The following is an 11,741-nucleotide window of genomic DNA, read 5'->3' as shown; positions in this document are numbered from 1 at the left end:
GCGAGCGGCGCAGCGGCAGTGCCCGAGGGCGTGCGCGGTGGGGCAGGCTGGCGCCCCGGCGGCGTCGCGGTGGGAACGCAGGCGGCCAGCAGCGAAAGGGCCAGTGCAAGACCGGCCCTTTGCGCAAGCGAAATTCGGGAGAGGGGGCGACCGGCGCAGGCCACGGGATCAGTGCCCAAGCCGGTCAGCCCACGTATGCCTTAGGCTTCATCGGTTTCGTCGAGCAGCCAATCGGGATCGCGCGAAGTGAGGTCGCGCGAGAACGTCCACAGGTCGCGGCTTTCGATGGCATCGTTGAGCGAACCGGCAACGACCTGTCCCTGGGCATTGCGCGTGACGGTGGCGATATCGGCGATGAAGCGCACGGTGACTCGCGCCGTGGAGCCGGCGAGTTCGGCGCCGACGATGCGGGCTTCCTCGATGCGGATGAGGCGCGCGTCGAGCGTTTCACCAGCAGCTTCGCGGGCGTCGAGCGCATCGGCAAAGCCGGCAAAGACATCGCCATCGCACAGCGCCTTGAGTTCCGAGCGATTCCCGCGCCAGAACGCCTCTAGCACCATGCCATAGGCGCTCTTGGCGCCAGCCATGAACAGGCCCACGTCAAACCGGCGATCGGCCGCGATGATGGCGCGGATGCCCGGTTCGGCATCGGCATCGAAATCGCGCGTCTCGGGCACCGGGGGTGCCAGGCGGTTGGCCGGCGTTGCCATGGCTTCGGGCAGGCGCGGCGCCATCGGGCGGGCAGCGCCTTGCGGATCGGGTTGTTCGATGCGGCGGCGGACGGGCTCCTCGTTCTGTTCGGGGCGACGGCCCAGAACCGAATAGAGCCTCAGGCCCAGGAAGGCCGCGATCATGGCCACAATGACGATCTCAACAATCACACGCACATGTCCCGCAAAGGTAGCCTTGGAATGCCGATCCACGTTTTGCGCAGCGCGGCCGGCCACCGGTTGATCGTGCATCAAATAGGTACGAATTACAAATGAACAACGCGTGGACGGCACAATGGCGGATTCCCGCGTTGTGACGTTGCCCACCGACGAAGTCGCCCGGATTGCGCCCGTGCGCTGCCTGATCGCTGCAATCGCGCAGGGGCGCAGTTGGTTCCCGTCCTTTGGTGCAATGACCGCTGGCCTGGGTGACTGGCGCGCCAGACGCAGTCTGTTGCCGGGCGTTGCGCACAATGCTAGGCGCCGGGCACGTTTACCCGGCGCATTCCCTGCGCCCCATCCGAACGAAAGCATGCGACCATGGCCGACGAAGGCAACATCATCAGCAATCTCTCCCTCGATGGCGCCGAAGGCGTGGTTTCAAACGGCGAAGACAACTCGCCGGCGATCGGGCTGATTTCCCAGTATATCAAGGATCTCTCTGTCGAGAATCCCAATGCGCCGGAAAGCTATCAGTGGACCGAGGCGCCCGAAATCCATGTCGATTTCAACATCGCCGCCCGCGCCCTGGCGCCCGAAGTTCACGAGATCGAACTCAAGATCAACGTGACGTCGAAGGGTGCGCAGGGCACCGCCTTCATCATCGAACTGGCCTATGGCGCGCTGATCGGCATGCGCAACGTGACCGACGAACAGGCCCACCCGTTCCTGTTCGCCGAAGGCCCGCGCCTGGTCTTCCCGTTTGCCCGCCGCATCGTGGCCGATGCCGTGCGCGACGCCGGCTACCCGCCGCTGCTGCTCGATCCGATCGACTTCAACGGCCTCTACATGGCGCAACTGGCCCAGGCCCAGGCCACGGCGACCGCCGAACCGGCCGGCCACGCCTGATTCGCTGATCGCCCGAGTCGCACCGGTCGCCTGAAGGACACCGCATGAACCTCCTCAAGGCGACCGGCACGATCGGCGGGCTTACCCTGGCCAGCCGCGTGCTTGGCCTGGTGCGCGACAGCCTGTTTGCCCGCTTTGTCGGCGCGGGCTTTGCCTCTGACGCGTTCCTTATTGCGTTTCGACTGCCCAACATGTTCCGGGCGCTGTTTGCCGAAGGGGCGTTTTCCTCGGCCTTCATCCCGATGTTCAACAAGAAGGTGGGCGACCCTGCCGGCCAGGGCCTGCCCGATGGCCTCCGCTTTGCCGAAGAGGCGCTGGCGGTGCTGCTGCCTGCCCTGATTGTGATGACGGTGGCGCTGGAACTGCTGGCCTGGCCGGTTACGCTGCTGCTGTCGGGCGGGTTCAACGGGGTTTCGCCCGAACAGTTTGCCTTTGCCGTTTCGCTCTCGCGGCTGACGATTCCCTACCTGATGCTGATCAGCCTGGTGTCGCTGTTTGGCGGCATCCTCAATTCCCTGCACAAGTTCTGGGTGAATGCGGCCGCGCCGATCCTGCTCAACGTCACGCTTATCGTGGCGTTGCTGGGCTTTCACAGTCATGATCCGCTGGTCACCGCGCGCATCCAGTCGATCGCGGTGTCGGTATCGGGGGCGCTGCAACTGGCCTGGCTGGCCTGGGCCTGCCGCCAGAACGGGGTGAGCCTGACGCTGCGCCGCCCGCGCCTCAATCCCGATGTGAAGAAGCTGATCGCGCTGATCTGGCCGGCTGCGGCCGGGGCCGGGGCGGTGCAGATCAACCTGGTCATTTCCACCGCGCTGGCGGCCAAGCTGCTGGCGCATGGCAGCGTGACCTATATCTACATGGCCGATCGGCTGAACCAGTTGCCACTCGGGCTGATCGGAATTGGCCTAGGCACGGTGCTGTTGCCGACGATCTCGCGCCAGCTCGGCGCGGGCGAGGATGCGGCGGCGCAGGAAACCCAGAACCGCGGGATGGAACTGGCCCTGCTGCTGACGCTGCCGGCGACCATGGCGCTGGTGCTGTGCGGCGAACCGATCGCCGCCGCGCTGTTCGGCTATGGCCGCTATACCGCCGCCGATACCCACTTTACCGCGCAGGCGCTTGCCGCCTTTTCGATCGGCCTGCCCAGCTATATCCTGGTCAAAGTGCTGACGCCGGGCTTCTATGCGCGGCACGACACCAAGACGCCGGTGCGTTATGCCACGATCTCGATGGTGGTGAACCTGGTGGGCAACCTGGTGCTGATCGTGCCGTTGCAGCACATGGGGCCACCGCTGGCCACCGCGATCGCCTCGACCGTCAATGTCGGCATGCTGTATCATACGCTGCGCAAGCGCGGGCATTTCACCCCTGATGCGCAACTGCGCCGCCGCGCGCCGCGCCTGGCGCTGGCCGCCCTGGCCATGGGGCTGGTGTTGTGGGCCGGGCAGGGCGTGCTGACGCCGTATGTGCATGGCACCTGGGCCTTGCGCATCGGCGCGCTGGCCGTGCTGGTCATGGCCGGCATGGTCGTCTATGGCCTCGCCACCCTCGTTCTGGGGGCGTTCACGCGCGAAGACCTCGCGCTGCTCACCCGCCGCCGTCGCGCGGCACCCGCCAACAAATCGTAAGGCAAGACGTTCCATGCGTATCGTTTCCGGCATTCAGCCCACCGGCAATCTTCACCTCGGCAACTACCTGGGTGCGATCCGCAACTGGGTGGCGATGCAGGACGAATGGACCGCCAAGGGCGCGACCTGCCTCTATTTCCTGGCCGATCTGCACGCCATTTCCATGTCGCACGAACCGGCCCAGCTGGGTGCCAACACGCGCGAAATGGTAGCGGCCCTGGTATCGTGCGGGATCGACCCGGATCGCTCGATCCTGTTCAACCAGGCGCAGGTGCCGGCCCATGCCGAGCTGCAATGGCTTTTGAACGGCACTGCGCGGATGGGCTGGCTCAACCGCATGACGCAGTGGAAGGACAAGGCGGGCAAGAACCGCGAAGGTGCCTCGGTGGCGCTGTTCACCTATCCTGTGCTCCAGGCGGCTGACGTGCTGCTGTACCAGGCCACGCACGTGCCGGTGGGCGACGACCAGAAGCAGCACCTGGAACTGGCGCGCGACATTGCGCAGAAGTTCAACAACGACTTTGCCAGCGAAGACGCGCCGGTCTTTACCCTGCCCGATCCGATCATCCCGCCCGAAGCGGCGCGTATCATGAGCCTGCGCGATGGCACGGCCAAGATGAGCAAGTCCGATCCTTCGGACATGAGCCGGATCAACCTGGTCGATGACGCCGACACCATCATGCAGAAGGTGAAGAAGGCCAAGACCGATCCCGAGCCGCTGCCGAGCGAGGCGGCCGGGCTGGAAGGCCGGGCCGAGGCGCGCAACTTGGTGGGCATCTATGCCGCGATGGCCGGCACCGATGTGGCGGGCGTTCTGGCGCAGTTTGGCGGCCAGGGCTTTGGCCAGTTCAAGCCGGCGCTGGGCGAACTGCTGGTGAGCAAGCTGGCACCGATGGCCGAACGCTATCGCACGCTGCGCGAAGACCGCGCGGCGCTCGACGCGATCCTGGCGCGCGGCGCGGAAAAGGCGCGTAGCCTGGCTGTGCCGACGCTCGACGCGGCCTATGCCGCGCTCGGCCTGGTGCGCTGAACCACCACGCGGCCCAAGGCTGCCAGATGAACAGGGCGCTTCTCTCACGAGGGGCGCCCTTTCGTTCATCTCCCTGGATTTCGGAGCATTTCACCGCCCTGTGCGTTATTATTCAAGCTCCATTCAGCCCCTCGCAGGCATCATTTCGTCGTGCTAACACACGACCGGCGCCGGGGATTGGGGACACCGGTGCGCATAAGGAGTCGATAGTAATGACCAAGATGCTTCGGGCCGGCAAACTTGCCTTGCTGGCTGCTCCCCTTCTTCTGGCCTTGTCGGGTTGCGCCACCAATTTCGACGCCAAGGTTTCCCGCTTCCAGCGCGAACTGCCGGCCCCGGCCGGGCAGACCTTTGCCGTGGTGGCGGAAGATCCGCGTGACCAGGGCGGTCTCGAATTTTCGCAGTATGCCGGCCTGGTGGCCGCCAAGATGGCCAGCCTGGGCTATGTCCAGGGTGATCCGCAGACCTCTGACCTGGTGGTCAAGTTCGGCTATGGCGTGGACCAGGGCCGCGAGCACGTGCGCTCGACCGGCGCCTATGACCCGTTCTGGGGTCCGTGGTATGGCCCCGGCTTCTATGGCCGTCCCTATGGCGGTTTCTGGGGCCGGCGCGGCTGGGGTTACGGCTGGTATGATCCGCTGTGGGGCCCGGGCTTTGGCGGCGTTGACGTGGTCACCGTCTACACCAGCGGCATCGACATGAAGATCGAGCGCCGCAGCGACGGCAAGCGTGTGTTCGAGGGCAAGGCCCAGGCGGCCTCCACCTCCAACCGCCTGCCCTATCTGGTGCCCAACCTGGTGGATGCCATGTTCACCGATTTCCCCGGTCACAACGGGGAAACCGTGCGCATCTCGGTGGCGCCCGAAAAGAAGAAGTAAGGCGTGATCGCCGGCTGGCGTAACTGGCCGGCGTGATGCCCAGCGAAGACCCCGTGCCGGCAACGGCGCGGGGTTTTTGCTTATGCGGCGCCGGCGCGTTCCTGCCGGTTCAGTGCATCGGCGGATCGACCGGCGAGATGGCGGCGATCGGCGCGACGGGTTCGCCCGGCTCGCGCGGGGGGAGGGCGTTTTCGGGAACGTCTTCGATCTGCATGGCGGGGGTGGGCACCGCTTCGAGATTGCGCACGGTCACTTCGATATCGCCGTTGCGCAGGACGAGATCGTTGAAGCTGGGCGGGGTGGAGCGGGTGCGCAGCGAGAGCGTGCCCGCCCCGATCATGCGCACCGGGCCATGCGGGGTGGGCCGGATCAGGTCGAACGCGTCGTGGACGTGGCCCGAGAGCACCGCCATCACCTGGCGGCGGGCAAGTTCGGCCAGGGCCTTATTACCATTGCGGGTCAGCGCCTTGCCGCGCGTGCCGGCCTCGACCAGCGGGTGGTGGCACGCCACGATCGCCCGCGTGCCGGCCGGCAGGGCATCGATTCGCGCCAGGCAATCGGCCAAGGCATGGTTGCCTACGTGGCCCTTAGACCAGTTGAAGCGCCATTGCGCCCGTGCGGTGGTCTTGAGCGGGACGATCGCCACGCCGGGCAGGTTGAGCGGCCGTTCCAGCACGTGTTCGATGGCGCGAAAGCGGCGGTAGGGATCGAAGAACCGCTCGATCGGATTGAAATAGGGCAGGTCGTGGTTGCCCACTTCCACTGTCACGGGCACGTCGAGCGCGCGAATCCATTGGCAGGCTGCGGCGAACTCGCGATGCCGCGCGCGCATCGTCAGGTCGCCGGTAATGGCCACGGCATCGGGCCGTTCCTGCGCCACGCAATCGACCAGCCAGGCCAAAGCCCGCGGGTCTTCCAGGCCGAAGTGGATATCGCTGATATGAAAGATGCGCGTCATGCCGGGCGGGTTCCTTGGGGCTGCCGGCCGGCTTTTCCCGCGCGGCGCTGCCCGGTCAAGAGGTCGCGGCCGCGCTGGCGAGGAATTCGACCGGCAGGGTGACGCAGCGGAAGGTTTCGCGCTGCGCGCCATCGCGGCGTTCGCCATCGATCATCAGCGCGATGGGTTCGTCGCTGGCGCAGGTTACGGCATCGGCCTGGCCCAGTTCTTCATGCGGACCCTGACGGAAATCGCGCTTGACCAGCATCGACACTCCATGGGCGGCAAGATCCGCCCAATCCTGCGCGTCATAGCCATCAAGCGTGAGCGTGCCATCGTCAGCATCGATGCGCACGGCGCGATAGCCCTCGGGCTTGCCCAAGGCGGGCTCCTCCACGCGCACGGCAGCGCCGCCGGCAGTGCTGCGCACCGCTTCGCCCAAGGCGCTGGCAATGCTCGACAGGTCCATGTCGCGCACGCCCTCGCGCACATCGGCCCAGGTGGCGCCGGGGCCGGCAAGAACTTCGACCAAGGCATGGCCGGCCGATGTTTCGACCGCGTGGCGGCGCATCGCATGGAGTTCACCCCGGCCCAGCCGCGCCGCGATCGTGGGGGCATCGACATCACCATGCAGTGACTTGGCCAGGAGATTCTGCGTGCCGCCCGGCAGGATCAGTACTCGCCCCGACCAGCCGTGCAGACGCGCAACCTGGGCATTGACCGTGCCATCGCCGGTGAAGATCGCCAGCGTGGCGACATTGGCCGCCTCCAGCGTGGCGCGGGTGGGCAGATCGTCGGCCGGGATACGCAGCACGCGCGAGGGCGCGTGGCCGCCTTCGGCCAGGGCAGCGGTGAGTGCGGCAACGGCAGCTTCGGAATTGCTGCCGCTCGCCGGATTGACGACAAGCCAGAGCGGAATGGTGGTCATGAGCAAAGGGTCCTCCCCCCGGCCAATGCGCCGGGCACCGCGCGGTTCCCCGCCATGGCCTTATGGTCAGACTCGGCCCGACAAGATCATCCAGGCGGAAAAGCCGTTCATCATGCTGTAGAGGCCATAGCCGATCGCGCCCCAGGCCCAGCCCTGCGCGGCGAGCAGCATGCCCGCCACCAGCATGAGGAACTCGATCAGCAGCGAAAAGCGCTGGTTCATTGTCTTGAGCAGCGGCGGCATCTGGCGCAGCAGCGGATGGTTGCTGGCCATCACCGCGCGGTTGAGCGCGAAGTTGACGATGCCCAGGACAAAGATGACGGCCACTGCCATTGCGCCGCGATAGTGCGCCTTTCTTGCCGCGGGGCAAAGGCTTTGCTGCGCAGTGACACGTAGGTTCAGACGAATCGAGCCGGCATCGCCGTCCGCCGGCCCGCGCGGTCAAGGCGTTGGTCGGCCCAAGGGCGGAACGGCCGTGTCGTTGGCCGGTGCTGCATGGCGGTTCGTCGGGGACGAGCGGCGCTGGTCGGGATGGGGCCGTGCCTGGTCGAGCAGGGCGCGCCGGGGCGGCAGGACCGGGTTAAACCACTGACATACCGCAAGACAGACAGCCCAACGGGCCAACAGATGCCCTGCGGGATGCCACAGAAACCCGACTGATCCATTCGATCCGCGCTTTTGTTCCACCACACAAAAGGAATCGACCCATGTTTGCCACCACCACCGCTTTCCGCCCCGCCTTCCGTCCCCTCGCTCTCTCGCTGGCCGCGCTGGGCGCCCTGTCGCTGGGCAGCATGCCTGCCGCCGCACAGACTACCGCCGCCGTATCGGCCGAGTCGAACGCCGACATGGGCATGACCGTGACTCGCGTGCCGGTGAAGCTGTCCGACCTCAACCTGATGACCGTGCAGGGCCGCGCCGTGGCCGATCGCCGGGTGCGCGCTGCCGCGCGCCAGGCCTGCGGCATCGGTATCGGCAAGGTCACGCTCGACCAGGCGCAGGACCAGCGCAATTGCTTCAGCGTGGCGACGCGCCAGGGCAAGGTTCAGGTTGCGCTGGCCCGCGAGCAGGTTCTCGCCGCGCGCTGAGCAGTTCGCCGCATCCATGAATTTGCGCGAACGAAACCGTTTTGGCTCCATTCATCAAACAACGTCCAGACAAGAGCTTGCCGCACGCGCAGTCCCCCGTGCGGTTGGCGGGGCAGGGTCGCCGTTTCCACCGGCGATCCTGCCCCGAATACTGTCAGGCCCGTTCCTTGGACTTTGCGGCCGGCGCTTGTTCCCCACGATCATGATCGGCGTTTTCGGCCCGTGCCGGCGCATCGATTTCTTCCCGCCGGCGCCAGGCAAGGTCTGCCGGCCCGAGCGGGCGGCCATCGTGCGCGCGCAGCACGATCGGCGCGATCGGCTGGCCATCGCGGGCATCACACAGCACCGGGTTGCAGGAAATTCCAGCGCCCCACTTTTCCCCCCACTGGCGCAGCGCCAGCATCGCTGGCAGCAGATCGAAGCCCTTGGGCGTCAACCGATATTCCACGCGCCGGCGATCGTCGCAGCAGGGAATGCGGGCGAGAATGCCATGATCGACCAGCCGCGACAGGCGGTTGGACAGGATGTTGCGGGCAATGCCCAATTGCGAGAGAAATTCCTCGAAATGCGAGATGCCGGTGAATGCGGCCCGCAGGATCATGAACGACCAGCGCTCGCCCATCACCTCCAACGCCACGGGGAGGCTGCACTGGGCAATATCGGCCAGAGGCTCTTGCAATTTTTCCATCACGCATCGGTCATAGCGCATAATGTGGCGGAATTTAAGCGACGTGCGACAGGAAGTGGCACAAGGCGACAGAGGACGCCCCAGAACGCGCGCCATCCGGTTGTTCCGCCCGCGCCTGCACCCCATATTGCGCGGCAAAGGAGATCCCATCCATGACCGACAAGTTGAACCTGACCGAGGCGGAATGGCGCGAACGCCTGAGCCCGGAGCAGTATCACGTCCTGCGCCAGGCCGGGACCGAGCGCGCGTTCACCGGCAAGTACGACAAGAACAAGGCGCGCGGCGACTATACCTGCGCAGGCTGCGGGCAACCGCTGTTCACCTCTGCCACCAAGTTTGACAGCGGCTGCGGCTGGCCCAGCTTTACCCATCCGATGGATGAAACCGCGGTGGAAGAACTGCGCGACACCTCGCACGGGATGATTCGCACCGAGGTGCGCTGCGCCCGCTGCGAAGGGCATCTGGGCCACGTGTTTCCCGATGGCCCGGCGCCCACCGGGCTGCGCTATTGCATGAACTCTGCCGCGCTCGACTTCACGCCGGAAGAATGATGCGTTAGGGAGCGAGCCGAGGCGCCGGGTTGCCTGTTTCATTAACCCTGCGTTACGGATCGCCCGTGCAAGGGCGGCCCTTGGCTCGCAATCACGGCGCGCTCCTGCGCCTTCGAGGAAACCGGTAACCACTAATGGCCAGACGGGACGTTCCGCGCCGCGGACAAGACGGCGATGACCCCGCGCAGCGCAGCCGCGCACCTTCCATGATCGGACGATGGCTGCGCCGCCTGCTGGTGTGGGGCACGGGCCTGGCGCTGCTGGTCGCGCTGGGGATTACCGGCGCGGTGCTGGTCACCGCCCGTTCGCTGCCCAGCTATGACAAGCTCAAGTCCAGCCAGGCCGGCCAGATGATCGTGGTGCGGGCCAACGACGGTTCGGAAATCGTCACGCTCGGGCCCAGCTACGGCAAGTGGATTCCCTATAATCGCATCCCCCAGCCGATGAAGGATGCGCTGGTTTCGGTGGAAGACCGCCGGTTCCGCGAACACTGGGGCGTGGACCCGGTGGGCATCGTGCGCTCGCTGATGGTGCGCGCGCAAAGCGGGCACTGGCGCCAGGGCGGCTCCACCATCACGCAGCAGTTGGCGCGCAACATCTTCCTCAACAACAGCCGCACGTTCGACCGCAAGATTCGCGAGGCGATCCTGTCGCTGGCCCTGGAAAGCAAGTTTTCCAAGGACCAGATTCTCGAACTCTATCTCAACAAGGTCTATTTCGGCGGCGGCGCCTATGGCGTCGATTCGGCCGCGCGCAAGTTCTTCGGCCATTCGGGCGAGCAGCTTTCGCTGGGCGAGGCGGCGATCATCGCTGGCCTGGTCAAGGCGCCATCGCACTATTCCCCGACGGCAGACGCCCAGGCCGCGGTCGATCGCGCCAAGGTGGTGCTGGAAACCATGGTCGATGCCGGCACGCTGACCCCGGCCCAGGCGGGCGCAGTCGATCTCAAGGCCGTGCATCTCGCGGCCGAGCAGGGCCAGAATTCGGCCCGCTATTTCACCGATTGGGTGCTGCCGCAGCTTGACGTGCTGGTGCCCGATAATGACCAGCCGATCGAAGTGTGGACCACGCTCGATCCCGTGGCGCAGCGCGCCGCCACCGATGCCATCAGCTCGCAAGTGCCCAAGGGCGCGCAGGGCGCGATGGTCAGCGTTGACCGCGATGGCGCGGTCCTGGCGATGGTGGGCGGCACCGACTATGTCACCTCGAACTACAACCGCGCCACCAATGCCGTGCGCCAGCCCGGTTCGGCGTGGAAACTGTTCGTTTATCTCGCGGCGCTGGAGCGGGGCTATCGCCCCGAAGACCGCGTGGTGGACGAGCCGGTGACGATCGACGGATGGAGCCCGCGCAATTCGGGCGGCAGCTATGCCGGGCAGATCGACGTGCGCACCGCGTTTGCCTATTCCAAGAACACCGTGGCGGCGCAGCTGGGCAACGAAGTGGGCTTCAGCGCCGTGGCCAACATGGCCCGCCGCTTTGGCATCACCACGCCGATCAACACGATGCCGTCGATGGTGCTGGGCACCAGCGACGTGCGCGTGATCGACATGGTGCGCGCCTTTGCCTCGGTCGAGGCGAAGGGCCGGCTGGTAACGCCCTATGGCATCCGCAAGGTGACCACCACCGACGGCGAAGTGCTCTACAGCCACCGTCCCGATGCGCAGCAGCAGCTGGTGCCCGATTACGTGGCGGCAGAGATCACCGATCTGTTGCAGACGGCGGTGAACATCGGCACGGGCCGCGCGGCGCAGATCGGCCGCCCCGTGGCGGGCAAGACCGGCACCACCAGTTCCAACAAGGATGGCTGGTTCCTGGGCTTTTCCAGCGGGATCACCACGGGCGTGTGGATGGGCCGCGACGATGCCCATCCCGTCCCCGGCCTGCAGGGCGGGACCGCGCCGGCGCGCGCCTTTGCCGCCTATATGCGCGTGGCCACGGCCAAGCGCCCGGTCGAGCAGTTCGACAACCAGCTCAAGCTGCCCGAATGGCAGCTGGAGCCCGATGACGAGGCGATGCTCAACAACCCCAACGACTATTACTACACCGACGAGAACGGCAACACCGTCAACGGCCAGCAGGGCGATGGCCTGGAAGGCGGCCAGAGCGGCGCTCCCAACGGCGGGCCGCAGGGCCGCACGCCCGACGATGCCATTCCGGTGGACCAGGATGGCCTGGGCACTGGCCCGGCAGCGCCGGCGCGCCAGGGCCCGCGCAATGCGCCAGCGGCGG

General features: G+C 66.3%; 12 protein-coding genes. 7 read left to right on the top strand and 5 right to left on the bottom strand.

The window, feature by feature from the left end; translation table 11 throughout:
• Positions 1-200: 200 nt before the first annotated feature.
• Positions 201-887, bottom strand: a complete 687-nt coding sequence (locus H926_RS0108575) for a Tim44/TimA family putative adaptor protein (RefSeq protein ID WP_370526624.1) — start codon at positions 885-887, stop codon at positions 201-203.
• Positions 888-1,250: 363 nt separating this feature from the next.
• Here H926_RS0108575 and secB point away from each other — a divergent pair, with 363 nt between their 5' ends.
• The 4 genes from secB to H926_RS0108555 all read left to right on the top strand — a co-directional run bounded on the left by secB (position 1,251) and on the right by H926_RS0108555 (position 5,317).
• The gene (gene secB, locus H926_RS0108570; RefSeq protein ID WP_022675928.1) at positions 1,251-1,778 is read left to right on the top strand and encodes a protein-export chaperone SecB; all 528 of its coding nucleotides are present in this window, start codon (positions 1,251-1,253) and stop codon (positions 1,776-1,778) included.
• 44 nt (positions 1,779-1,822) lie between these two features.
• Positions 1,823-3,409 (top strand): murein biosynthesis integral membrane protein MurJ, encoded by a 1,587-nt coding sequence (murJ, locus tag H926_RS0108565; RefSeq protein ID WP_022675927.1) that lies wholly within the window; start codon positions 1,823-1,825, stop codon positions 3,407-3,409.
• Positions 3,410-3,422: 13 nt separating this feature from the next.
• Entirely contained in the window at positions 3,423-4,439 is a 1,017-nt protein-coding gene (trpS, locus tag H926_RS0108560; RefSeq protein WP_022675926.1) for a tryptophan--tRNA ligase, read from the top strand.
• Positions 4,440-4,651: 212 nt separating this feature from the next.
• The gene (locus H926_RS0108555; protein WP_022675925.1) at positions 4,652-5,317 is read left to right on the top strand and encodes a DUF4136 domain-containing protein; all 666 of its coding nucleotides are present in this window, start codon (positions 4,652-4,654) and stop codon (positions 5,315-5,317) included.
• Between the two features lie 109 nt (positions 5,318-5,426).
• On the opposite strand, the gene H926_RS0108550 is transcribed toward H926_RS0108555, so the two are convergent.
• The 3 genes from H926_RS0108550 to H926_RS0108540 all read right to left on the bottom strand — a co-directional run bounded on the left by H926_RS0108550 (position 5,427) and on the right by H926_RS0108540 (position 7,515).
• Positions 5,427-6,275 (bottom strand): metallophosphoesterase, encoded by an 849-nt coding sequence (locus tag H926_RS0108550; RefSeq protein ID WP_022675924.1) that lies wholly within the window; start codon positions 6,273-6,275, stop codon positions 5,427-5,429.
• Positions 6,276-6,330: 55 nt separating this feature from the next.
• Positions 6,331-7,182: a diacylglycerol kinase family protein gene (locus H926_RS0108545; protein ID WP_022675923.1), complete on the bottom strand. Its 852-nt coding sequence runs from the start codon at positions 7,180-7,182 to the stop codon at positions 6,331-6,333.
• A 66-nt stretch (positions 7,183-7,248) separates the two neighbouring features.
• The gene (locus tag H926_RS0108540) at positions 7,249-7,515 is read right to left on the bottom strand and encodes a hypothetical protein (protein WP_022675922.1); all 267 of its coding nucleotides are present in this window, start codon (positions 7,513-7,515) and stop codon (positions 7,249-7,251) included.
• A gap of 374 nt (positions 7,516-7,889) precedes the next feature.
• On the opposite strand from H926_RS0108540, the gene H926_RS26420 reads away from it, so the two are divergent.
• A complete protein-coding gene (locus H926_RS26420) occupies positions 7,890-8,270 on the top strand; it encodes a UrcA family protein (RefSeq protein ID WP_022675921.1) in 381 nt (126 codons plus the stop codon).
• A gap of 154 nt (positions 8,271-8,424) precedes the next feature.
• Here the strand turns inward: H926_RS26420 and H926_RS26415 are convergent, their stop codons facing one another.
• Complete coding sequence (locus H926_RS26415) at positions 8,425-8,958, bottom strand: helix-turn-helix domain-containing protein (RefSeq protein WP_062788046.1); 534 nt, start codon at positions 8,956-8,958, stop codon at positions 8,425-8,427.
• 152 nt (positions 8,959-9,110) lie between these two features.
• Here H926_RS26415 and msrB point away from each other — a divergent pair, with 152 nt between their 5' ends.
• Together msrB and H926_RS0108520 are read left to right on the top strand one after the other, a co-directional pair.
• A complete protein-coding gene (msrB, locus tag H926_RS0108525) occupies positions 9,111-9,509 on the top strand; it encodes a peptide-methionine (R)-S-oxide reductase MsrB (RefSeq protein ID WP_022675918.1) in 399 nt (132 codons plus the stop codon).
• Between the two features lie 134 nt (positions 9,510-9,643).
• The coding region (locus H926_RS0108520; RefSeq protein WP_028657765.1) for a PBP1A family penicillin-binding protein at positions 9,644-11,741 on the top strand (2,098 nt) is incomplete at its 3' end.

Source organism: Novosphingobium sp. B-7 (genome assembly GCF_000410615.1).
Lineage (GTDB): Bacteria > Pseudomonadota > Alphaproteobacteria > Sphingomonadales > Sphingomonadaceae > Novosphingobium > Novosphingobium capsulatum.
The sequence above is the reverse complement of the archived record's forward strand: the minus strand, read 5'-3'. Positions and strand labels throughout refer to the sequence as shown.